Consider the following 23,455-nt stretch of genomic DNA (forward strand, 5'->3'; position numbering starts at 1 on the left):
CAGGAGCAATGTCATACGGCTCCATTAGCAAAGAGGCTCATGAAGCAATTGCTGTAGCCATGAATCGGATTGGAGGGAAAAGTAATTCAGGTGAAGGTGGAGAGGATCCACAACGTTTTATACCGCTCGTTAATGGAGATTCGAAATTAAGCAGAATGAAGCAAGTGGCTTCCGGACGATTTGGAGTGACAAGTCATTATCTTGTAAATAGTGATGAAATCCAAATAAAAATGGCACAAGGAGCAAAACCGGGTGAAGGGGGTCAACTCGCTGGCCATAAAGTCACCGTATCAGTAGCGAAAACGAGGGGATCGACACCTGGTATTGAGTTAATCTCACCTCCTCCACACCATGATATCTATTCGATTGAGGACTTAGAGCAGCTTATATATGATCTGAAAAATGCGAATCCAAGTGCAGATATTAATGTAAAGCTTGTTTCAGGAACGGGTGTAGGAACGATTGCTGCAGGTGTTGCCAAGGCTAAGGCTGATGTCATTTTGGTAAGTGGCTATGATGGTGGAACAGGTGCGGCAGCAAAAACGAGCATTAAGCATGCTGGTATGCCGTGGGAACTAGGATTAGCTGAAGCCCATCAAACCCTCATGCTAAATGGCCTTAGAAATAGTGTGAGGCTTGAGGCTGATGGAAAATTGATGAATGGCCGAGATGTCGTAATTGCAGCATTGTTAGGTGCAGAAGAATATGGTTTTGCAACTCTTCCACTTGTTTCACTTGGTTGTATCATGATGAGAGTTTGCCACATGGACACATGTCCAGTTGGAATTGCGACTCAAAACCCTGAACTTCGAAAGAAAATGATGGGGACAGCGGAACATATTGTTCATCTAATGACTTTTATTGCGCATGAAGTTCGAGAATATATGGCTAAATTTGGTTTTAGAACGATGGATGAGATGATTGGACGCACAGACGTAATCCAGATAGATAATCCTAAAGCTTGGAAACTACAAAATCTTGATTTGTCTCCACTTTTAGTCAGACATGAAGGTGAAAGAGTTTCATCTAAAAAGCAAGACCATCAACTGGAACAAACACTCGATTATCGAGAATTGCTTCCAATAAGCAGCCAAGCGTGGGTTAATCAGCAGACTGCAAGGGATGTTTTCCAAATTTCTAACACAGATCGATCTGTTGGAACATTGACTGGCAGTGAAATATCAAAGCAATTTGGAGCAGTTGGCTTACCTGAGGATACGCTTCACTATCTATTCAAAGGATCAGCTGGTCAAAGTTTCGGGGCATTCATACCAAGTGGACTTACCTTAGAAGTAGAAGGTGATAGTAATGACTATGTTGGGAAAGGCCTATCCGGAGGAAAAATTATTGTCCGCCCATCCAGTATATCCACACTTGTTGCCGAAGAGAATGTGATTATCGGGAATGCGGCGTTTTATGGAGCAACTAGCGGAAAGGCATTTATTCGTGGAAAAGCAGGAGAAAGATTCTGTGTTCGTAATAGTGGTGCAACTGTTGTTGTAGAGGGTGTCGGCGAACATGGCTGTGAATACATGACAGGAGGCAGGGCATTAATCCTAGGGGAAGTTGGGAAAAATTTTGCTGCAGGTATGTCTGGAGGCATCGCTTATATATATGAACCGGCTAATCAACGTTTCCAACATGAATATAATCCAGAACTAGTTCTACTAGAATCCATAGAAGATCTTGAGGAAAAGAATATGGTTTATAGCCTCTTGAAAGAGCATTATGAATACACAAATAGCCCCTTGGCTTATCGCTTAATTCAAAATTGGAAAAAAGAAGCGGCTCAATTTATTAAAGTAATCCCTCGGAATTATAAATTAATTCTTGAAACGCAAAATCTAGTTGTTTAACGACTACTTAATACTAGTTTCCTAAGAAAAGAGGTGTCGATTTGGGAAAACATACAGGATTTTTAGAATATAAGCGGCAGCCCGCAAATTATCGTGAACCACTGCAACGATTGAAGGATTGGAAGGAAATCTCTGTTCTGCCTCCTTCAAGAGATCTAGTTAACCAAGCGGCACGATGTATGGATTGTGGAGTCCCCTTCTGTCAGAACGGAAGTGTTCTTGGAGGGATGACTACCGGATGCCCTTTATATAATCTAATTCCGGAATGGAATGAACTCGTTTATCGAGGAAATTGGAAAGAGGCTTATGAGAGATTAAGTAAGACAAATCCGTTTCCAGAGTTTACCGGAAGGGCATGCCCGGCCCCTTGTGAGGCAGGGTGTGTAGCCTCACTATATGAAAGTTCTGTCACGATAAAAAATATCGAATGGGCTATTATCGATAAAGCCTTTGAGGAAGGTTGGGTAACTCCACAGATTCCAAAGAAAAGAACAGGAAAGAAAGTGGCGATTATCGGTTCAGGACCTGCTGGATTAGCTAGTGCATCGGAACTGAATCAACAAGGACATTCCGTTACAGTGTTTGAAAGGTCAGACCGAGTTGGAGGATTGCTAACGTATGGAATTCCCAAAATGAAAATTGAACAGCATGTCGTGGATCGTCGGATTAATCTTTTAAGAGATTCAGGAATCACGTTTGTGACGAATACAGAGATTGGTAAAGATTATCCTTTGGAAAAACTAGATTCAGAGTTTGATAGTGTGATTATCTGTACCGGAGCAACAAAGCCACGGAATGTGGTGGCGGAAGGAAGAAATCTAGAAGGTATCCATTTTGCAATGGATTACTTGCATCGCAATACGAAAAGCATGCTGGATTCTAACTTCGCGGATGGGAACTTTATTTCTGCAGAAGGCAAAGACGTCATTGTGATTGGTGGGGGAGACACAGCGACAGACTGTGTGTCAACGGCTCTCCGGCATAATTGTAAAAGTCTAGTACAGTTTGATATTTATCCTGAGCGGTCAACCAGTCGAACGGAGGAGAATCCTTGGCCGCAATATCCAATCATTCACAAGCTTGACCATGGACACGAGGAGGCATTAGCGAGGTTTGGAGGTGACCCCCGTGCATATGCGACATCAGCTATTGAATTTTTAGGAGATAAGAATGGGCACTTAAAGGGTGTTAAGAGTATCGAAGTTAGGACGATAGTGAATGAAAACGGGGAGAAAATCAGAGAGCAACTCCCAGGTTCAGAAAGTGTCTGGCCTGCCCAGCTTGTTTTATTAGCGGTTGGATTTGAAGGAATGGATCAAGATCTCTTAGAGAAATTCAACCAAGAAGGAAATACAACGAGAGCCGACAAACTAGAAGATCCTTACCAGACAAACAAGGAAGGAACCTTCATAGCAGGTGATGCCCGCCGTGGTTCAAGTTTAATAGTATGGGCTATTCAAGAAGGAAAAGAAGCTGCAGAAGCTTGTCACAACTACTTAATGAGCATTTAACTTTATTCAGTAAAGTCCATTCTGTAAATACTGGGATGAAAATAAAGTGAATATACATTTCAGTTTATGTTCAAACACAGACTGAATAAAGTTAATGCCTCCGGAGGTTGCCACAGATTTTTAAAGGAAACTTTTCGATTAAGTAAGATCAAAGACTAAGAACGCCACGTCCTGTGGCAACGTCTTTATGACCCACTTCATGTGGGCCTAAAATCTGGGCGCAAATACGCCAAGGCGCATTTGATTGATATGGAGGAGTACCAATGACATTAACAGACTATACCCAACAACTCTTTGCTGATCGAATCGGTGGATCGTCGTTCGGACTCAAAGATGAGATTTTTAAATTTGAAAAAATAAAAAGGGCTAAAAAAGCAGCCTTAAAAGAGAATCCCAATATTGAATTAATTGATTTAGGGGTTGGTGAACCAGATGCAATGGCTGATGAGGCGGTTGTAGAAAAGCTGTCATTAGAAGCAGCAAAGCCAGAAAATCGATTCTACTCAGATAACGGAATTTCTGAATTTAAGGAAGCGGCTGCTCGCTACATGGAAGAGGTATTTGGGGTAAGCGACCTTAATCCAGAAACGGAAATCAATCACGTAATTGGCTCAAAATCAGCACTTGCGATGTTGCCAGCAGCTTTTATCAACCCAGGTGACATCACACTAATGCCAACACCAAGTTACCCTGTACTAGCTACTTATACAAAATATTATGGGGGTGAAATCGTACAGCTGCCGCTATTAGAAAAGAATGGGTTTTTACCGGATCTTAGTCAAATTGATCAGGATACATTGAAAAAGGCTAAACTGCTTTACTTAAATTACCCGAATAACCCAACTGGTGCTGCGGCAACTAAAGAATTTTTTGAGGAAGTAGTTGCATTTGCAAATCAGAATAACTTAATCGTTGTCCATGACGCAGCCTATGCCGCACTGGTATTTGACGGTGAGAAACCACTTAGTTTTCTATCAATACCTGGAGCAAAAGAAGTGGGGGTAGAGCTTCATTCTTTATCAAAATCCTTTAATATGACCGGTTGGAGAATTGGCTTTATCGCCGGACATCCGAATCTAGTTAAGGCATTTGCAACCATTAAAGACAATAGTGACTCAGGCCAATTTATACCTATCCAAAAAGCAGCAGCATATGCCTTGGCACATCCAGAAATCACAGTAAAAACAGCTGAAAAATATTCACGCCGCCATGAATTACTTGTTAACGCGCTTCGTGATTGTGGATTTAAGGCGGAAAAACCGAAGGGCTCCTTCTTCCTTTACGTAGAAATACCCGTTGGAGTTGTCGGAGGTCCGACTTTTACAAATGCAGAAGAATTTGGACAGTACCTGATTCGTGAGCACCTTATTTCAAGTGTGCCATGGGACGATGTGGGCAACTATATTCGGTTCTCAGTGACCTTCCAGGCAGACAGTAGGGAAGGTGAAAAGAAAGTCATAGATGAGATCAAATCAAGGTTAAGTAGAGTCCAATTCATATTTTAGAGAAGGAAGGTGAGTGTAAGTGCTTTTTACAAAAATGCATGGTTTAGGTAACAATTATATCATTTTCAATCTCTTAGAATCCTCCTTGAGGGAACAGGACCTTACTAGCCTCGCCAAAGCGGTATCCGATGTGAATTTTGGCATTGGTTCTGATGGGATGATTCTCATCTGTCCATCAAGTGTAGCGGATTTTAGAATGAGAATATTTAATGAGGATGGATCAGAAGGAAAAAACTGTGGAAATGGACTCCGTTGTGTTGCAAAATATCTGGTCGATCACTTGTATGCAGAATCAAACACATTTTCAATAGAAACTCTAGGTGGAATTGTGTATGTGACTGTTACAACCGGACACAAAAATGTCGTCGAGTCAATCACAGTTGACATGGGAGAGCCTAAATTACTAAAAGGAATGGTCCCTATGGCGGGTGACCCTTATTCAACAACAATCAATGAACCTGTAAGTATTGGTGATAATCAATTTCTTTTAACTTGCCTTTCAATGGGGAACCCACATGCAATCCTTTTTGTTGATGATGTTCATGAAGTACCACTAGAGACACTAGGTCCTGCCATTGAGCACTCATACCACTTTCCTGAAAGAGTAAATGTGGGAATCGTCCATATCAGAAACAGTAATGAAATTGATTATAGAGTGTGGGAGAGAGGTTCCGGAATTACAATGGCTTGTGGAACCGGTGCTTGTGCAGCTGTAGTTGCAGCCACGTTAACTGGGAAAATAGCAAAACACATACCTGTAACGGTTCACCTTCCAGGAGGTGATTTGGAAATCAGGTGGGATGAGAACAATCATATTTGGAAAAAAGGGGCTGCAGAGTACATTTGTCACGGTGAGATCGATGTACAGGCATCCTTAGCAAGGCATATTACAAAAATAAATTAGGATTAGTTAGTTTTCGCCCGTATCTAGACAGTGATATCTGATGCCTTGATGAGTAAATAGCAACGATGTGAGCGGTAGCGATACTAATTACAAATATAAGAGGTTGTTCAAAAAGTCGGCCAAAAATGACACATCGAATTTCTGCGTTGGCTTGCTTCTCCGTTCCTCACGTATTAACTGCATACGTTCCGGTACTCGAAGCTGCGCCGCCTTGAAATTCTCGGTCCTTTTTACCCTCCTTTTTGAACACGCACTATAAGGAGGAAAATTTTATGGGAAGAACTTATACGAAAGAAGAAATTCTACAAAACGCAAAAGAGGAGAATGTACGCTATATTCGCTTACAGTTCACAGACTTGTTCGGTATTATCAAAAATGTAGAAATTCCGGTTAGCCAATTGAAAAAGGCATTGGATAATCAAATGATGTTTGACGGATCTTCAATTGAAGGTTTTGTGAGAATAGAAGAATCCGATATGTATTTATACCCAGACTTAAATACATGGCTTATCTTTCCATGGAGTGCAGATGAAAGCAAAATTGCACGGCTAATCTGTGATGTATATTTACCTGATGGCAATCCATTCCCTGGCGATCCTCGCGGAGTGTTAAAGAGAGTATTGAGTGAAGCAAATTCCTTAGGGTTTACGGCGATGAATGTCGGCCCAGAGCCAGAATTCTTTTTATTCAAGACCGATGAAAAAGGCAACCCAACTATGGAACTAAATGATAATGGAGGCTATTTCGACTTAGCTCCAACTGACCTGGGTGAAAACTGCAGACGCGATATCGTACTAACATTAGAGGATATGGGATTTGAAATCGAGGCATCCCATCACGAAGTGGCTCCTGGACAGCATGAAATTGATTTCAAATACTCTGATGCTGTTGATGCTGCTGACCAAATCCAAACATTTAAGCTTGTTGTGAAAAATATTGCGAGAAAACATGGGTTACATGCAACCTTTATGCCTAAGCCACTTTTTGGAGTAAATGGTTCAGGGATGCACTGTCACCAATCCCTATTTAGAGGAAACGAAAATGCATTCTTCGATGAAAGTGATGAATTAGGTCTAAGTGAAACAGCGAAGCAGTATTTAGCTGGAATTCTGAAGCATGCGCATAGTTTTGCCGCAATCACAAATCCAACAGTTAACTCCTATAAACGTTTAGTTCCAGGATATGAAGCACCAAGCTATATTGCATGGTCAGCGAAAAATCGTAGTCCGCTTGTACGTGTTCCAGCAAGCCGAGGGTTAAGCACACGTATTGAGTTGAGAAATCCAGACCCATCTGCAAACCCATACCTTGCCTTAGCAGCTATGCTTGCTGCAGGTTTGGATGGTATTCGAAATAAACTTCAATTAGGGGATCCTGTGAATCTAAATATCTATCATATGACAGATGAGGAAATGGCAGAGTTAGGAATTCAAAGTCTTCCGGAAAATCTAAAAGAAGCTGTTACAGCCTTTTCAAAGAATGAGCTACTCATTAATGCCTTAGGAGAACATATTAGCACCCATTTTATTGAAGCAAAACAAATTGAATGGGATCAGTTCCGTACTCAAGTCGACACATGGGAAAGAGACCAATATATGACTCTTTATTAATCTATCCGAATAGAAATTTGTCTAACAGATGAAATAGCCCCGGACACAAAAAAAGTGCCGGGGTTTTTGCTTATTATTTAACTTGGAAAATAAACCTAATATAGCCTGTCAAACACATATTTTGTTAATGGGAAGTTTGATGTATAATATTAAATGATTCAATAGTTGAAAGCGAGTGTTCTAAATGGGACGTAAATGGAACAATATTAAGGAAAAGAAAGCGTCTAAGGATGCAAACACAAGTAGAATCTACGCAAAATTTGGACGTGAAATTTATGTAGCAGCAAGACAGGGCGAGCCTGATCCTGAGTTAAACCAAAACTTAAAGGTCGTTCTTGAACGTGCAAAAACATATAATGTACCAAGAGCAATCATTGACCGTGCGATTGAAAAAGCAAAAGGTGGCGGAGAAGAAAATTACGATGAGCTTCGCTATGAAGGCTTTGGACCAAACGGATCAATGGTTATTGTTGATGCATTAACAAATAACGTGAACCGTACTGCATCTGAAGTGCGTGCAGCATTTGGTAAAAACGGTGGAAACATGGGTGTCAGTGGTTCAGTAGCCTATATGTTTGATGCAACAGCTGTGTTTGGTATCGAAGGAAAAACAGCCGATGAGGTATTAGAATTATTAATGGAAGCAGATGTAGATGTACGTGATATCTTGGAAGAGGAAGAATCTGTCATCGTCTACGCGGAGCCAGAACAATTCCATGCTGTCCAAGAAGCATTTACAAATGCTGGTATTACAGAGTTTGCAGTAGCAGAGCTTACCATGCTTGCTCAAAACGATGTAACCCTTCCAGAAGATGCACAAGCAAAATTCGAAAAAATGATCGATGCACTAGAAGACTTAGAAGACGTGCGCCAAGTCTACCACAACGTCGACCTAGGCGAATAACAAACAAACCAGACCCTTTGGGACAGAGGGACAGGTCCCCTGTCCCAAACCAAGGGTCTTTTTTTGTGTGTATAAAAGTGTGGGTCGAGGGGACAGGTTCCTTGTCCCACACTTTTTTACGAAAAAATTTTTCGAACATTGAAACTTTATAATCCTTTTTGCGTATGGATACTACAGAAGTTTTTTGAGGGGGAAGATTATGTATCCTGGAGATATGATGTTTAATGCTGTTCCAATTTTTATAATGATTGGGTTTATTGTTGTAATCGTACTCGTTATTCTTAATCTAGGAAAGGGAATCAATCAGTGGAAGAAGAACGAGGATTCTCCTAGGCTAAGTGTTCCTGCAATAATAAAATCAAAGCGCACACATGTTAGTAGACATACCCACCATCATACAGAGCCACACCACCACGATCATGTAACATCATCGACAAGTTACTATGTTACGTTTGAGTTTGAGAGTGGAGATCGATCTGAGTTTATGGTATCTGGTGGAGAGTACGGTCTTCTTGCCGAAGGGGATACGGGGAAACTGACATTTCAAGGAACACGTTATTTAGGGTTTGAAAGATTGTGAGCATAAAAGGATTTTGTCGATTTTTCTAGAATTATAGACATGAGGAGGGGTTTTACAATGTCAATTGAACGATTTTTAGAGGAACAAAATAAAGCAATTCGCGAATTACATATTAAAGGTGCAGAAGCATCATGGATGGCCGCCACAACTGGTGAAGAGGAGTGGAATGCAAAATCAGCAGAAGCAGAAACTGCTTACAGTGTTTATTTTTCAGATGCGGAGCGCTTTGAACAGGTGAAAGAATACCTCGAACAGACGGATGATTCAGTTCAAAAACGCCAGCTAGAACTACTATATTCACAAATGCTTGAAAACCAACTCCCGGAAGACAAACTAAAGGAAATGGTTGAATTATCAACAGAATTAGTAGGTGTATTTAATACATTCCGTGCGACTTTAGACGGAAAGCAAGTTTCGGAGAACGATGTTCGCCAAATTTTAATAAAAAGCAATGATCTTGAACTAAGAGAAGAAGCATGGCATGCAAGTAAGCAGATTGCAAAAGAAGTAGAAGAAAAATTATTGAAACTTGTGAAAAAGCGCAATGAGGCGGCCCGTTCACTAGGTTTTGAAAACTTCCATCAAATGAGTTTTGAATCACAGGAACTTGACCGTGAAGAGATTTTTTCTATTTTTACAGAGCTTAAGCAGCTTTCGGATGAACCATTCCGTGAACTAAAGCAGGAAATGGATGAAGAACTTGCTGAACGATTTGGTATCAAAGTAGAGGACCTGCGTCCATGGCATTATGCGGACCCGTTTTTCCAAGAGGCGCCGCCATCTAAGGAATTAGATTTGGATCCGTTTTATGATGGGAAAAATCTTGAAGAATTATCAACACAGACTTTCGCAAAAATGGGTATGGATATTACAGATATGCTGCAAAAAAGTGATCTGTATCCAAGAGAGAAGAAAAATCAGCATGCATTCTGTACCGATATTGATCGCGAGGGTGATGTACGTGTCTTAAGTAACAATGTACCTTCCGATTACTGGTCCAATACAATGCTACATGAATATGGGCATGCGGTTTATTTTAAATATATTGACCGTGATCTACCATTCCTATTGCGCAGTCCAGCACATACACTAACAACTGAGGCAATTGCGATGCTATACGGTCGTTTTGGGAAAAATCCGGAATGGCTTCAGCAGTTTTTAGGGTTAGACCAAGCGCAAGTTGAAGAGTTGAAGCCACTCATTGAAAAATCATTGCGTCGTCAAATGCTGATTGCGGGCCGTTGGATTATGACATTTGTGTTTTTCGAACGTGAGCTTTATGAAAATCCGGATCAGGATTTGAATCGTTTATGGTGGAAAATTGTCAGTGAGATTCAATTGTTAACGCCGCCAGAAAATCAGGATTATCCACATTGGGCTGCGAAAATTCATTTTACGTTGGTTCCGGTGTATTATCAAAACTATTTACTTGGTGAGTTAACAACTTCTCAGCTGCAGCGCTATATCGAGAAGAATATATCAACAGATCTTTTCACGGAAAAAGTGGGAGAATTTTTGTTAAATGATTTCTTTAAGCCAGGTGCGTTATATAATTGGAATGAAAAAATAGAAAGAGCCACTGGTGAGAGGCTTAACCCGCAGCATTTTGTTGATCAGTTTGTTGCGGTAAAATAAAATGAGAGAGCATATCTCTCATTTTTTTCTTCAAGAGGAGGGTAAAAATGTTCTCTTTTTTTGGTGCGAAATGTGCGATTTGTAAAAGAAAAATTAAGCCTTTGCGACAATATGTCGATGATAAGGGGAATACAATAAAGGTGTGTATTCCATGCTCGGAATACGCGGAACGGCGGGCTTATAAAATTCGAAGATAAAGAAGGTTGAAGTAAGTTGTATTTAACAGTTAAAGAAACAGCAGAATATTTATCAATCCCAGAAGAGCTTATAAAAAAACTTATCCAAGAAAAAAAGGTACGTGCACTTTTCGATGGGGAACAATACTTATTAAATAAGGAACAATTCAACACTACCCTCGAGCAGCTTGAAAAATACAAAAAGCTCTACCTAGAATGGCTAAACGAACCCATCCCAGAAGATATTGATGTGAAGGATGAAGATTAAGGTGGGACACAGGGACAGGTCCCTTGTCCCACCATTTTTTTACAGGGGCAGTGTACTTGTCCCTAATACCCTTTCTTATAGTCCACGACATTCCTCGGCAGAACTCCGCCTTGAGCGTAGCTTTTTAGATTCGGGATAAAGATATCTTCAATGACACGTTTGGTGTAATGCTCTGTTGAACCAGACGTATGCGGTGTCACTATCACATTTTCAAAGTCCCACAGCGGGCTGTTTTCTTCAAGCGGTTCTTTTGTAAATACATCCAAACCTGCCCCAGCGATTTCTCCTGAGCGTAGTGCCTCAATTAAATCATCTTCAACGACAATTTCACCGCGTCCGATATTAATGAAAAATGCAGAAGACTTCATTTTTTTAAACTCTTCAGCCCCAAACAAATGATGCGTTTCATTAGTCAATGGCAAAGTTACTACGACATAATCACAATGAGGCAGAACATCAGACAGCTGGGCCGTTGTATACATCTCATCTACAAATTCCTCTTCCCGGTCAGAGTGGCGAACCCCAATTACCTTCATACCAAAGGCCTTAGCAATCTTCGTCGTTTCCTTCCCAATATGACCGACACCTATAACCCCAATTGTCTTTTCATGAATTTCCAGATTCATATCGGCATGATGCCACTTTTTCTCTTGTTGATTACGGACATATGTATGTATTTTTCTCGTTAACCCGAGCATTAAGGCAAAAATAGTTTCTGAAATCGGATAGGCGTGAACTCCATTTGCGCTCGTCAGAACAATATTTTTCTGCTCCATTTCCTCAAGTGGCATACTATTGACACCAGCACTCCAGCTTTGTAACCAGCGAAGCTTTGAGTCAGCAAAAATGGAATGCTCCGCAATTTCTTTTTTCCAGCCAACAATAACCTCAGCATCTTTTAGATGATCTAACCAAACAGATGAATCTCGTCCCGCAACAATCTCCCAGTCAGGAACAATCTTTTTAATCTGATCCAAATGTAATTCTTCTATGTTTTGCGTAATAACTAGTTTTGCCATGTAAGTCCCACACCCCAATTTTTTTATTTTTATCATAATACAGACTGGCACGTATTACCAGTCTCCGGGTCACAGGGACAGGTCCCGCGTCCCACCACATTTTTACAGGGACAAGGGACCTGTCCCTCCGTCCCATTTGTTTTAGTTGTTTGGTGGTACTCCAGCAGGATTGGAGTAACATCAAGATCCATAAATTAGGAGGGTTACGCTAATCCAGCCATATTGTAGTGTCACCACCTACCGAATCATAAGAAATTAATGGTGCACAAGCCGGTTAGTTTTGCTCCGAGCAAGTAATTTTGACCAAATTTTGATGAAAATATGGCTAAAATGGTAACTCTATTTATTTGTGAAATATTTCACATGACATAAAACTTGTCCCGATGTATGATTGACTTGTAAGAAAGTTTGTTCAGTAGTGAACAAACTAAGTCTTAAAACAAACATATATGTAAACAACCTTTTATTGGATGGAGGTCATTGATGATGAAAGCATGGGATGGTTTTAAAGAAGGAAAATGGCAAAAGGACATTGATGTACGTGACTTCATAATAGAGAACTTTACACCATATGAGGGTGACGATGAATTTTTAGTGGGACCGACCGAAGCGACAAATACGCTATGGAAGCAGGTAATGGAGTTAACAAAGCAAGAGCTGGAAAATGGCGGCGTACTTGATATGGATACGAATATTGTATCTACGATTACTTCACATGGTCCTGGTTACCTTGATCAGGAAAAGGAGAAAGTGGTTGGATTCCAAACGGATAAACCCTTTAAGCGCTCACTTCAACCGTTTGGTGGAATTAGAATGGCGGTTGATTCTGCGAAATCCTATGGGTTTGAAATAGACCAGGAAATTGTAAAGATTTTTACTGACTATCGAAAAACGCATAACCAAGGTGTATTTGATGCTTATACACCAGAAATGAGACTTGCGAGAAAAGCGGGTATTATAACAGGACTACCTGATGCATATGGTCGTGGAAGAATCATTGGTGATTATCGCAGGGTAGCCCTTTATGGTGTCGATAGACTCATTGAAGAAAAAAAGAAAGACCTTCTTGAAACTGGAAATGGAACCATGACTGACGACATCATTCGTGACAGAGAAGAACTTTCTGAACAAATTCGTGCACTACAGGAATTAAAGGAGCTAGCTGTCTCCTATGGCTATGACATTTCAGAACCGGCTACAAATGCAAGGGAAGCATTTCAATGGCTATACTTCGCGTATTTAGCAGCGATAAAAGAACAAAATGGGGCAGCGATGAGTTTAGGACGTGTGTCCACATTCCTAGATATCTATATTGAAAGAGACATTAAAAACGGCACTCTAACCGAGCAAGAAGCACAGGAAATTGTCGATCATTTTGTCATGAAACTGCGACTCGTTAAGTTTGCAAGAACACCAGATTACAATGAGCTATTTAGTGGTGACCCTACTTGGGTGACAGAATCTCTAGCAGGTGTTGCGCTTGATGGGCGTCCATTGGTTACAAAAAACTCATTCCGTTTCTTGCATACTCTAGACAATCTTGGACCAGCACCTGAACCAAACCTAACTGTACTTTGGTCAGTGAAGTTACCTGAAAACTATAAGAAATACTGCGCAAAAATGTCTATCAAAACAAGCTCCATTCAATATGAAAATGACGACATTATGCGAGAAACGTATGGGGACGACTATGGCATCGCGTGTTGTGTATCGGCGATGACAATTGGAAAGCAAATGCAATTTTTCGGAGCAAGAGCGAACCTAGCGAAAGCTTTAATCTACGCAATCAATGGTGGAATTGATGAAAAACTGAAAATCCAAGTTGGTCCGACATACTCACCAATTACCTCAGAGTATCTAGACTATGAGGAAGTTCTTGAAAAATATGACCTCATGCTTGAATGGCTTGCAGGACTTTATGTAAATACATTAAATATCATTCACTACATGCATGATAAATACAGCTATGAACGATTAGAAATGGCATTGCATGACCGTGAAATTTTACGAACAATGGCATGCGGAATCGCGGGGCTATCTGTGGTCGCTGATTCACTAAGTGCTATCAAACATGCTAAGGTTAAAACCATTCGGGATGAAAACGGAATTGTAGTAGATTACGAGACTGAAGGAGACTTCCCGAAATACGGAAACAATGATGATCGTGTTGACGACATCGCAGTTGAGCTTGTGAAGCGTTTTATGAATAAGATTAAAAAACATAAAACATACCGCGACTCTGTTCACACACAATCCATTTTAACCATCACATCTAATGTCGTGTATGGGAAAAAGACAGGAAACACACCTGATGGCCGTAAAGCTGGGGAACCATTTGCACCTGGTGCTAACCCACTCCACGGCCGTGACACAAAGGGTACACTTGCTTCATTGAGTTCTGTCGCGAAGCTTCCATATGAATACGCGTTAGATGGAATCTCAAATACTTTCTCAATCGTACCGAGAGCTTTAGGAAGAGAGGAAGAAGCGAGAATTAGTAACCTAGCAGGTTTACTTGATGGATATATGATGAAAAAAGGTCACCATTTAAATGTGAACGTCTTTGACAGAGAAACATTAATGGATGCAATGGAACATCCGGAGTTATATCCGCAATTAACAATTCGTGTATCAGGTTATGCCGTGAACTTTATCAAACTAACAAGAGAACAACAAATTGATGTGATAAACCGAACATTTCACGAAACCATGTAAGAAAAGAGGAGGACGATCAGCATGAACGGACGCATTCATTCCATTGAAACCTGTGGAACGGTAGATGGACCAGGACTACGTTATGTTATTTTCACTCAGGGGTGTTTGCTCCGTTGCCAGTTTTGTCATAACCCTGATACTTGGAAATTAAATATGGGGAAGGAGATGAGTGTTTCAGAGATTATCAATGATATCAAAACCTATCTTCCTTTTTTCCAAGCATCGGGCGGTGGTGTTACCGTAAGTGGTGGTGAGCCTTTGCTTCAACTTGACTTTCTAATCGAGTTGTTTAAAGAATGCAAGAAGCTTGGTATTCACACTACGATTGATAGTTCTGGCGGATGCTTTACACGTGCTCCTCATTTTATGGAGAAATTAGAGGAATTACTGCCACTAACTGACTTAATTTTACTAGATATTAAGGAAATCGACCCGATAAAGCATAAGGAGTTAACGGGCCTATCCAATGAACATATACTGGATTTTGCTCAGTTTCTATCAGATAAAAATGTTCCAGTTTGGGTTCGACATGTACTCGTTCCAACAATTAGCGATAATGATGAGGATCTTACAAAACTATCAGAGTTTATAAAAACACTAACAAATGTGAAAAAAATTGAAGTCCTCCCATACCACAAACTCGGTATCTACAAATGGGAAAGTCTAGGTCTGGAATACAAACTAAAAGGAGTCGAACCCCCAACCGAACAACGAGTTAAAAATGCAGAAAAAATCCTAGGGTCATAGGGTCTCTCACCTGGGACATAGGGACAGGTCCCGTGTCCCACCATATTTTTACAATCAACTTAACAAGTAAGCGGCGATAGGAGCATATAATCTTCCTCTTGCTGCTTTTTTTGTTGGGATATGAGCCGATTTCAAAGCAGGAGATATGGTACAGATAACGAAATGTAGTTGAGGATAAAAAATTTTAAGTAAGTTGAAACAAATTCGGGGTTGAAACGACTTATTACTGATTGGGGGCGAGGCATTGGAGAATATGTCGTTCGATATAGAAACTATTTATGATACGTATTACCGGGATGTTTATCATTTTGCACTCTTTTATACGAATAACCGTCAAGAAGCAGAAGATATCACACAAGAAACTTTTATTAAAATTATGAAAAACTTAGGCAGTCTACAAAATCCAGAAAGATTGAAAACATGGATTTTCTCGATAGCAAAGCATACGGCAATTGATCTTAAACGAAAACAAAAGTTTATTCAATACTTACCAGATTGGATCTACGAAAAGGAATCAGAAGAAGCTACGCCTGAAAAGAAGGCCATCCAAAAGAAGGATTGGGAAGAATTACAAGAAGCCCTCATAAAATTAAAGCCTACCTATCGGTCCATCATTATTTTTCGCGGACTAAAAGAGTTGTCTGTTAAAGAAACCGCTGAAGTCATGGGATGCAGTGAAAGGAAAGTACGCGTCGATTACCACAGAGCGATTCAACAAATGAAAAAACAAATTAGAGTTCACGAGGAGGGGTGGGGACTCAATGAACAATCGAAATGATGAGAAATGGTTACAGCCTTTAAAAAATCGTCCTGACCTTGAACCAAATCAAATTTTTGCAAAAGAGCTAAAAAAATCACTAAAGGAAAAACAGATAACAAAAAGAAGAAATTTTTCAGGGCTCAAAATGTGGGTCCCTGTAACAGCGGCAATTCTGCTGTTCTCCATCGTATCTATGTCCTATGTGACAAGTAATTTAGATCAAGGGCAGCAGCCAGTAGAAACCGAAACCAAGGAAACTGCAAATGTCATTAATCCGGATTTTGATGCATTGTTGGCCGAGAATCCTGCGTATCAACAAATGTATGAATCAGTCTTAAAGGTAACGACAATAGAAAAAGCTAGTAAGCTAGTAGTCCATTTCTTTGAGGCACTTCATGTCGAAGATAAGGAATTCCTTAAAAATAATGTGTTTTTTGTGGCAAATCCGGAAAAGGAAGTTGATGTATTACTTGATTTTTACAAGGGGATTGATGTGAAATCCATAGCTGTTAGCGAGTTAAATGAAAGTCAGGCAGAACCTAGTATAGAAATTGTCTTTTCTTACAAACAAAATAATGAGGAAAAACTCCATCATATTCATATTAATTACTGGGATGAAACAACAGTAGAAATTTATGCCCCTCTAGACGAGTATGTACCAGAGGTCAAAAATGATCTAGAGCTTAATGAGGTAGAAAGAGTAGCTTATGAGGAATTCAAGCTTGAGCATGATCTTGAGGCAATAAGAACACTAGAGCCAATCAGTGTTGCGAAACTATATCTCCAAGCGAATGCGGACGGTGATCAGGAAACTTCATATGCTCTGTACACAACAAGAGAAGAGTATGTGATGTGGTCGAAAGAGGAAGATAAGAAGTACTGGGAAAAAGAAACAAGGGATCCCGAAAAATACAAGGAACCTTTTTACGGTTTAGGTTCAGGAAGGTTTCACCAAACGAACGAATATGAAGGATATATTTCCTTTCGTAATCAAAATGGAGACATGGGCTTCCAAATGGTAAAAGATGAAAACGGCGTATGGAAAGTAGCCTTCATGCCAATTCAATAGTGAAATTAAAAAATCCAACCTCATTTAATCGGGAGGTTGGATTCTAATTATTGAAGTCTAAAGCCTTCTTCATATAAATAGTCTTCGGCTTCATCATAGGAGCCAAAGGCTTCTTCTAAGTTTAGGCCGGAATATATATTCCACCATTCATCCTCGAGTACAAGTAGCAATGTATGTCCCTCATCATTAACCCAACGTTCTTCCTGTCCTTCACCAATAATGGCATTTTCCCTTGCTAAAGGAGAGTTCGCAGAAAGGGATTGAATCGATTCTTTCACGATTCGTCTTAGCTCAGCTTCGGAGAAATCCCGTATATTAATAAATCCCTTCGCATCGACTTCGTAGTTTTGAAGGTTTCCGGCGTACACAAAGCCATTACCATTTGGATGAAGATGCTGTACAACAATCTTCTTTTCAAAGACGCTGTCATTATAATGAAAATTAACTCTCCCTAAAGATACATTTTTTCGTTCCAATTCCGGGAATGATTCGATGACCTTAAGTTTTTCCTCGAAAGATAGCATATTCATGTCCTCATTTCTATTTAATAAATAATTTATTGAATGATTTCCTTCACTCGCCCAACTTGTCCATCCTCTAATCGAACCTTAATTCCGTGGGGATGGAAACTAGACTTCGTTAAAATATCTTTCACAATTCCTTTTGTCAGTATACCAGTACGCTGGTCTTTCTTTAACACAATTTGAACTTCAATTCCCGGTACTATATCAGCACGATTCTGCCCATTCATCACAAAAACCCTTCCATTAATTATTTGTCTACCTAGTTTACCCTACATTGGGACAAAGGGACAGGTCCCGCGTCCCACCATAATTTTCCTGGGACAGTGTACCTGTCCCTCTGACCCACCTTCCGGTCGAGCCCACCGAGCTGACTCACACAAAAAAAGATGGCCCTCAGGCCATCTTCACCTTTAATATAGCTGTATAGGATGCATCGTTGATTCTAATGCTTTGAATTCATAGCCTTGCTCTTTAAGATAGTCTAATAGTTTAGGTAAATGCTCGAGTGTCTCTGGTCTTTCGTGCAACAGAATGACAATTGGCTGATTGACACGATTCAATTTAGTTAGCTGCTCAATTACACTATCTACGTACCGGCTATCCCGAAATTGCCAATCCCGGCTGTCAATATTCCAATCCCACATCTTGTAGCCAGCAACATCTACAGCTTCTTTATATGCGTCAGTCATATATGGTGCGCTGCCAAATGGAGTGCGGATGAGATCTGATTCGATTCCTGTTAATTCAAAAAGCGTCTGTTGTGTTTGGTCCATTTCACCAACAACGGATTTCGAAGATTGATAGAATTTGTTTTTATCATGTGTGACACCATGAAGTCCTACGCTATGTCCTTTACTTGCCATTTCCTTGACTGCATCAGGATAATTTTTCATATTGTTGTCTAACATAAAAAAAGTTGCTTTCGCATCATACTGATCGAGTAAAGCAAGGATATCCTTTGAAACCTTATGAGGACCGTCGTCAAAAGTGAGATAAACAGCCCTTGAAGGAGGGGCAGGAGTTTCCTTTGGTGCTACCTGTTCTTGATCGTCTTCCTGTTTCACATCTTCTTTGGGAGTTGTTGGTTGCACAGGATCTGGATCTGGTGCTGGTTCTTTTGTTGGCTCAGTTGTAGGTGCGGAATCTTCTTCAGCGGGTTTTTCCTCTTCAATATTTCCTTTTGGTTTGTCATCAACTCTAAGTTCATCATCTATTGGTTCATATTTTTCAGGAGATTCAGCAGGTGCTACAACCTCAATTATCGGTTCAGATGCATCTGCTTCTAGAAAAAATTTAGTTTTAAGTAGAAAAAAAGAATACAAGAGTAACAACACAATAAAGCCAAACAACGCAATAATTTTGACAATGTTGCCCTTTTTCATTTTTCTCGCATTCGACATTAAGCATACCTTCTTCGCTGTGATATTCTTCAATATATAAGACGTTTATATTGCGGAAACGTTTCAGTTTTATTACAACATTTTTACAAGATTTGTATAGACAAGCCTTATAGTAACATATGGAAAGACTTTGAGGAAGAAGAAATTATGGAAAAAAAAGGTTTTTGAGAATCAAATGCTCGTAGTCTAATATAATAAAGGACAATTTACTTGTTTCAACGATAAAAATAGTTAATAATCCACTTATAAGATCTTTTAATGAAGGGGGATTCTCGATTTGAAAATGAGGGTTTCAGCTGTTCAATATCATCTTCACACAATCAGTTCCTTTGATGAATTTGCGGCTCAATGTGAGCATTATATAAAAACTGCAATGGAATTTGATGCGGAATTTATTCTATTTCCAGAATTCTTCACTACACAGCTTTTATCAATTGGTAGGGAGGACGGTTCAAGTCTCACTATTGATGATCTACCAAGCTTTACTGAAAGCTACCGACAGCTTTTTTCAAACCTTGCCAAACAATACAATGTCCACATTATTGGCGGAACACATGTCATCCGAAAGGGCGACCACCTCAACAACGTGGCTCATTTATTTTATCCGGATGGAAGAATCGGGGAGCAGGCCAAGCTGCATATTACCCCAACTGAAGTGAACGAATGGAATATGACACCAGGAGAAGATTTCCAAGTTTTCGATACAGATAAAGGCCGTATTGCAATGTTAACTTGCTATGATATCGAGTTTCCTGAAATTGTTCGAATCGCAAAGGCAAAGGGTGCCGATGTGATCTTTTGCCCATCTTGTACAGATGACCGCCATGGCTTCCATCGTGTGCGTTATACAAGCCATGCAAGAGCTGTGGAAAACCAAGTCTATGTTGTTGGAACAGGCACGGTTGGTACTCTACCAACGGTTGATTTTATGCGTGCAAACTTTGGCCAGGCAGCGGTTATTACACCAAATGATATTCCATTCCCACCAAAAGGAATTTTAGTGGAAGGTGAAGTAAACAACGACATGATTGTAACAGCAGACCTTGATTTGGATCTTCTCTATGAAGTACGTGAACGAGGTGCGGTTACAACATGGCGTGACCGTAGAACGGACCTTTATCCTGATTGGAACTAATTGAAAGAGAGTGAATGAGATGGAATACAAAAGAATAACAAGCATCAATGACCCGCTATTTTTTAAAATGCATGAATTAATGAAAAGTGTGTTTACTAAAGAGGAAGTTCTAGACTTTGAACTTTGGAAGGAGCCGCTTGAGGACCCTAGTATTCGTGTTTTCGTTGCGGTACATGACGATGAGGTCGTTGGGACAACGGAATACCGTTATTATCCAGACTGGAACATTGCAATGACTGACTTTACGATCATCGGTCAACCAGGATTGAGTATCGGTCGCTTTTTAGCACAAAACCGCAGTAAGGATTTACAGGAGTTAGCTGCTGCAAACGGTAAAGAGTTATTCGGAATGTTTGCTGAAATCTACGATCCGTATCAAGTTGCACATTATGAATTTGGAACAGTTAAACCAATGGATCCGTTCGTGCGCCGTGAGGTTCTGTCTCATCTTGGTTATAAACGTATAGAACTCGACTATGTTCACCCATCATGGAACAATGACGGGGAAGCAGTTAAGGGGCTAGATCTATGTTTCATGCCTAGTGATGACCAAGTATCTGAATTACCAAGCCAATTGGTTGTTGATTTCTTAACAACGTATTATACAGTTCTTCCAAACAAACCAGCAGAATGGCTTGGAATGGTGAACAGCCTAAAAGAAAAAGAAACTGTAAACTTACTTCCATTATAATAATAGATCCATATTTAAATCTAAATGGTTTAAATATGGATTTTTTTTGTCTGAAAAATGTCTGAAAAACGACATGTGATATAAATCATATTCCGGCGGAGGAGAGAGGATTTACAATAAAGTAAGAAGTGTATGTTTGGAAGGTTTTTTGGCGTGGAGAATTCAAATTCGCAGGAATGTAACCTTCTGAGCAACCAATATCCGAAAAGCTGGTGATATTGTGATTAGTCAAATTTTAGATGGTTTTAGTTTTCACTCCCAATGGAATGGGGGTATCATTTTTTTTACCCTGATATTAATTGTCTTATATATGTTCCTATTACCAACACCAAAAGATCATCCGAAGCATAAATCCATAGCGTTTGCCGGAAGTATGCTGCTAATTCTTTTGGCTGTGGGAAGTCCTTTGAACCTATTAGGGCGCATGCTGTTTCGTGCTCACATCATACAGATTGTTGTTGTACTTCTTATTGCAGCACCTTTGATTGTAATGGGATTAAAGACCAATCTGCTTGAAAAAGCACTTCGAAAAAATAGTGTGAAAAAGGTTTACAGTGTTTTAACTCATCCCGTGTTTACAATAATTCTCTTCCACGGTTTGTTAATTGGATATCACGTACCTGTTATGTTTGACTGGATTCGAACAGGATACTTTACAAACTATTTCTTTTTAATTGGCTTGATAGTAGCAGCCGTCTTACTGTGGTGGCCAATCATCGGACCGATCAAAGAGCATGATCAGATGACTTTTAAGAAAAAGCTCATTTATATAGTGGTCAACATAGTATTGTTTTTACCAGTGACTCTGTTTTTATGGCTCGCAAAAGATGCGTTGTATTCTGTATATAGTGACACAAGTCAAATGCTTGCTGCATTGGCATTATGTATGCCTCTTGGGGAAGAGATTCCGCCGGATTTATTAGAAACGCTACTCCCATATCCACCAATTGGAGAACAAAAAAACGGAGCAATCATCCTATTTATTACACAAACACTGATCTTCGGCTTGAGTGCAATATGGTTGTATATGAAAAAAGGCAGGAAGTGAATTCCTGCCTTTATTGTTTAACTTAGTTTTCCAATGTAGGCTAATTCTGAGACGTCATTTGAGTCGGTAGAGCCATCAAGAATTTTGCGGATATCGAGTAAAGTATCCTGTAAACTAATCGATTCTCCTTTTTTACCTGTAAAGGCTTCGGCTACATAAAATGGTTGAGTTAAATATGCTTCAAGACGCTCACCACGTTTGTAGGTTTGGACTTCTGTTTCTGGTAGCTTTTCAAGCCCATGCACAGTAACGAGTGAACGGAGCTCGCGGTATCTTCGTAATAGTTTTTTTGCTCGCTGTTGGATTGTGAAATGTGTTTGGTCTAGGTGTGCCCCTTCAAGGACAGAAGAGGTTGAGTATACTGGATTGATTGCAGGATATTGATGTCTTGCAGTGAGGTCAGCGTCAAATTGCCATAAGGTTTCAAGTGGTCCAAATGGAACATCCTCATCTACAACATCCCCTTTTAAGTCCACAAGAACCGTTGTAACAGAGTTAATTCCAATTGAATGTAATTTTTCTTGCAAGATTTGGATATCCCCTGTGATTACATGTGATCGGTCAGCTGCAAAAACAACTTCACTCGTCTTTCCAAGCTTTGCAATTTCATCGTAGGCTTCTTTAATTGTTTTTACTTGGAATTGAACTTCATCTAAAACATCAGTAATTCCTAGATGATCCCCTTCCGGTAAAAGCAATACTGTCTTGAAATCATTGTTACGCAAGCGATGGAATAATTCGGCAAGAACTACAAGTTGCCCCATTCCTGGGCGAGCGACAAGACCAACTGTACCCCCTTTTGCTAACGGAGCAAATACATCAAGCGTTTTAATCCCAGTTTCAATCATTTCCATTTTCTCCCCTCGAATTAATAATTCATCCACACTACATTCAGCTAAATCAGCAAGCGCCACAAGTGTGCGTACCTCTGCACGACCTACAGGAATTTTTCCAGTACACAGATTGGATACAGTGGCTGGACGTAATCCCACAGAACGGGCAGCAGTTGTTAAATTGGGTACTCTTCTGCGCAGCAATGAAACATTGAGTCGAATATCTTCCAAATTTTTCACCTCCTGTTACTTTTTAGAGTAAACTAAATTCCGCTTTGATGCAATAGATATTTTCTTTACAGCGTAATTTTTTTTACGGTTGTGGGTTAAGAGTTCTAAAATTGATAGAACAAAACTGTCATAAGGAAAAACGTAACGTTTGTCCAATCTTAGTGAACCAGGCCACACATCTTTCAAATGAGTGGCTATTTACATAATCTCAAACTTAATAAAGGCGAACGGGTGGCCATAATTATACTCTCACAAGGCGAAAGCTGAATAAGTGAGGGTACTCAATGAGGCGTATCATACCCTCACAAAGCGAAATCCACCCAAGTGAGGGTAC

Annotated in this window: 21 protein-coding genes; 16 read left to right on the plus strand and 5 right to left on the minus strand. The window is 40.0% G+C overall.

Annotated features, from left to right (window positions below):
• The 9 genes from AC6CHV_RS25540 to AC6CHV_RS25580 form a co-directional block, all read left to right on the plus strand.
• The coding region (locus AC6CHV_RS25540) for a glutamate synthase-related protein (protein WP_498079920.1) at positions 1-1,856 on the plus strand (1,856 nt) is incomplete at its 5' end.
• A gap of 41 nt (positions 1,857-1,897) precedes the next feature.
• The gene (locus AC6CHV_RS25545; RefSeq protein ID WP_498079921.1) at positions 1,898-3,367 is read left to right on the plus strand and encodes a glutamate synthase small subunit; all 1,470 of its coding nucleotides are present in this window, start codon (positions 1,898-1,900) and stop codon (positions 3,365-3,367) included.
• A gap of 263 nt (positions 3,368-3,630) precedes the next feature.
• On the plus strand, positions 3,631-4,872 hold the full coding sequence (locus AC6CHV_RS25550) for an LL-diaminopimelate aminotransferase (RefSeq protein ID WP_341329930.1): 1,242 nt from the start codon (positions 3,631-3,633) through the stop codon (positions 4,870-4,872).
• Positions 4,873-4,891: 19 nt separating this feature from the next.
• Complete coding sequence (gene dapF / locus AC6CHV_RS25555) at positions 4,892-5,776, plus strand: diaminopimelate epimerase (protein ID WP_341329931.1); 885 nt, start codon at positions 4,892-4,894, stop codon at positions 5,774-5,776.
• Positions 5,777-6,048: 272 nt separating this feature from the next.
• Complete coding sequence (gene glnA / locus AC6CHV_RS25560; RefSeq protein ID WP_341329932.1) at positions 6,049-7,386, plus strand: type I glutamate--ammonia ligase; 1,338 nt, start codon at positions 6,049-6,051, stop codon at positions 7,384-7,386.
• A gap of 184 nt (positions 7,387-7,570) precedes the next feature.
• Positions 7,571-8,290 carry a YebC/PmpR family DNA-binding transcriptional regulator gene (locus AC6CHV_RS25565; RefSeq protein WP_341329933.1) on the plus strand — a complete coding sequence of 240 codons (720 nt, stop codon included), beginning with the start codon at positions 7,571-7,573 and terminating at the stop codon, positions 8,288-8,290.
• Positions 8,291-8,489: 199 nt separating this feature from the next.
• Positions 8,490-8,870: a DUF2500 domain-containing protein gene (locus AC6CHV_RS25570; protein WP_341329934.1), complete on the plus strand. Its 381-nt coding sequence runs from the start codon at positions 8,490-8,492 to the stop codon at positions 8,868-8,870.
• 57 nt (positions 8,871-8,927) lie between these two features.
• Positions 8,928-10,505, plus strand: a complete 1,578-nt coding sequence (locus tag AC6CHV_RS25575; RefSeq protein WP_341329935.1) for a M2 family metallopeptidase — start codon at positions 8,928-8,930, stop codon at positions 10,503-10,505.
• A gap of 213 nt (positions 10,506-10,718) precedes the next feature.
• Entirely contained in the window at positions 10,719-10,949 is a 231-nt protein-coding gene (locus AC6CHV_RS25580; RefSeq protein ID WP_440273308.1) for an excisionase family DNA-binding protein, read from the plus strand.
• Between the two features lie 62 nt (positions 10,950-11,011).
• On the opposite strand, the gene AC6CHV_RS25585 is transcribed toward AC6CHV_RS25580, so the two are convergent.
• Positions 11,012-11,968, minus strand: coding sequence for a D-2-hydroxyacid dehydrogenase (locus AC6CHV_RS25585; RefSeq protein ID WP_440273307.1), 957 nt, complete (start codon positions 11,966-11,968; stop codon positions 11,012-11,014).
• A gap of 486 nt (positions 11,969-12,454) precedes the next feature.
• On the opposite strand from AC6CHV_RS25585, the gene pflB reads away from it, so the two are divergent.
• The 4 genes from pflB (at position 12,455) to AC6CHV_RS25605 (ending at position 17,259) form a co-directional block, all read left to right on the plus strand.
• A complete protein-coding gene (gene pflB, locus AC6CHV_RS25590) occupies positions 12,455-14,683 on the plus strand; it encodes a formate C-acetyltransferase (protein ID WP_440274450.1) in 2,229 nt (742 codons plus the stop codon).
• A 21-nt stretch (positions 14,684-14,704) separates the two neighbouring features.
• The gene (gene pflA, locus AC6CHV_RS25595) at positions 14,705-15,430 is read left to right on the plus strand and encodes a pyruvate formate-lyase-activating protein (RefSeq protein ID WP_440274440.1); all 726 of its coding nucleotides are present in this window, start codon (positions 14,705-14,707) and stop codon (positions 15,428-15,430) included.
• 253 nt (positions 15,431-15,683) lie between these two features.
• Positions 15,684-16,208, plus strand: a complete 525-nt coding sequence (locus tag AC6CHV_RS25600; protein ID WP_440274451.1) for an RNA polymerase sigma factor — start codon at positions 15,684-15,686, stop codon at positions 16,206-16,208.
• A complete protein-coding gene (locus tag AC6CHV_RS25605) occupies positions 16,192-17,259 on the plus strand; it encodes a hypothetical protein (RefSeq protein ID WP_498079922.1) in 1,068 nt (355 codons plus the stop codon). The genes AC6CHV_RS25600 and AC6CHV_RS25605 overlap by 17 nt, the downstream gene beginning before the upstream one ends.
• A gap of 47 nt (positions 17,260-17,306) precedes the next feature.
• Here the strand turns inward: AC6CHV_RS25605 and AC6CHV_RS25610 are convergent, their stop codons facing one another.
• From AC6CHV_RS25610 to AC6CHV_RS25620, 3 genes are all read right to left on the minus strand, one after another.
• Positions 17,307-17,783: a hypothetical protein gene (locus AC6CHV_RS25610; RefSeq protein WP_341329940.1), complete on the minus strand. Its 477-nt coding sequence runs from the start codon at positions 17,781-17,783 to the stop codon at positions 17,307-17,309.
• Between the two features lie 32 nt (positions 17,784-17,815).
• On the minus strand, positions 17,816-18,010 hold the full coding sequence (locus AC6CHV_RS25615) for a YwbE family protein (protein ID WP_099354078.1): 195 nt from the start codon (positions 18,008-18,010) through the stop codon (positions 17,816-17,818).
• A 183-nt stretch (positions 18,011-18,193) separates the two neighbouring features.
• A complete protein-coding gene (locus AC6CHV_RS25620; RefSeq protein ID WP_498079923.1) occupies positions 18,194-19,183 on the minus strand; it encodes a polysaccharide deacetylase family protein in 990 nt (329 codons plus the stop codon).
• 277 nt (positions 19,184-19,460) lie between these two features.
• On the opposite strand from AC6CHV_RS25620, the gene AC6CHV_RS25625 reads away from it, so the two are divergent.
• The 3 genes from AC6CHV_RS25625 (at position 19,461) to AC6CHV_RS25635 (ending at position 22,057) form a co-directional block, all read left to right on the plus strand.
• Positions 19,461-20,318, plus strand: a complete 858-nt coding sequence (locus tag AC6CHV_RS25625) for a nitrilase-related carbon-nitrogen hydrolase (RefSeq protein WP_498079924.1) — start codon at positions 19,461-19,463, stop codon at positions 20,316-20,318.
• Between the two features lie 19 nt (positions 20,319-20,337).
• Positions 20,338-21,009 (plus strand): GNAT family N-acetyltransferase, encoded by a 672-nt coding sequence (locus tag AC6CHV_RS25630; protein ID WP_498079925.1) that lies wholly within the window; start codon positions 20,338-20,340, stop codon positions 21,007-21,009.
• A gap of 220 nt (positions 21,010-21,229) precedes the next feature.
• Positions 21,230-22,057 (plus strand): cytochrome c oxidase assembly protein, encoded by an 828-nt coding sequence (locus tag AC6CHV_RS25635; RefSeq protein WP_498079926.1) that lies wholly within the window; start codon positions 21,230-21,232, stop codon positions 22,055-22,057.
• A gap of 17 nt (positions 22,058-22,074) precedes the next feature.
• On the opposite strand, the gene AC6CHV_RS25640 is transcribed toward AC6CHV_RS25635, so the two are convergent.
• Entirely contained in the window at positions 22,075-23,121 is a 1,047-nt protein-coding gene (locus AC6CHV_RS25640; RefSeq protein WP_498079927.1) for an ATP synthase beta subunit C-terminal domain-containing protein, read from the minus strand.
• Positions 23,122-23,455: the final 334 nt, after the last annotated feature.

It is taken from the genome of Ferdinandcohnia sp. GQ5 (assembly GCF_059759275.1).

Bases quoted from the DNA above. Each gene is read 5' to 3' on its own strand.
- AC6CHV_RS25550 (WP_341329930.1), top strand. From the start codon at position 3,631: ATGACATTAACAGACTATACCCAACAACTCTTTGCTGATCGAATCGGT.
- glnA (WP_341329932.1), top strand. From the start codon at position 6,049: ATGGGAAGAACTTATACGAAAGAAGAAATTCTACAAAACGCAAAAGAG.
- AC6CHV_RS25565 (WP_341329933.1), top strand. From the start codon at position 7,571: ATGGGACGTAAATGGAACAATATTAAGGAAAAGAAAGCGTCTAAGGAT.
- AC6CHV_RS25570 (WP_341329934.1), top strand. From the start codon at position 8,490: ATGTATCCTGGAGATATGATGTTTAATGCTGTTCCAATTTTTATAATG.
- AC6CHV_RS25575 (WP_341329935.1), top strand. From the start codon at position 8,928: ATGTCAATTGAACGATTTTTAGAGGAACAAAATAAAGCAATTCGCGAA.
- AC6CHV_RS25585 (WP_440273307.1), bottom strand. From the start codon at position 11,968: ATGGCAAAACTAGTTATTACGCAAAACATAGAAGAATTACATTTGGAT.
- pflB (WP_440274450.1), top strand. From the start codon at position 12,455: ATGAAAGCATGGGATGGTTTTAAAGAAGGAAAATGGCAAAAGGACATT.
- pflA (WP_440274440.1), top strand. From the start codon at position 14,705: ATGAACGGACGCATTCATTCCATTGAAACCTGTGGAACGGTAGATGGA.
- AC6CHV_RS25600 (WP_440274451.1), top strand. From the start codon at position 15,684: ATGTCGTTCGATATAGAAACTATTTATGATACGTATTACCGGGATGTT.
- AC6CHV_RS25605 (WP_498079922.1), top strand. From the start codon at position 16,192: ATGAACAATCGAAATGATGAGAAATGGTTACAGCCTTTAAAAAATCGT.
- AC6CHV_RS25610 (WP_341329940.1), bottom strand. From the start codon at position 17,783: ATGCTATCTTTCGAGGAAAAACTTAAGGTCATCGAATCATTCCCGGAA.
- AC6CHV_RS25615 (WP_099354078.1), bottom strand. From the start codon at position 18,010: ATGAATGGGCAGAATCGTGCTGATATAGTACCGGGAATTGAAGTTCAA.
- AC6CHV_RS25620 (WP_498079923.1), bottom strand. From the start codon at position 19,183: ATGTCGAATGCGAGAAAAATGAAAAAGGGCAACATTGTCAAAATTATT.
- AC6CHV_RS25630 (WP_498079925.1), top strand. From the start codon at position 20,338: ATGGAATACAAAAGAATAACAAGCATCAATGACCCGCTATTTTTTAAA.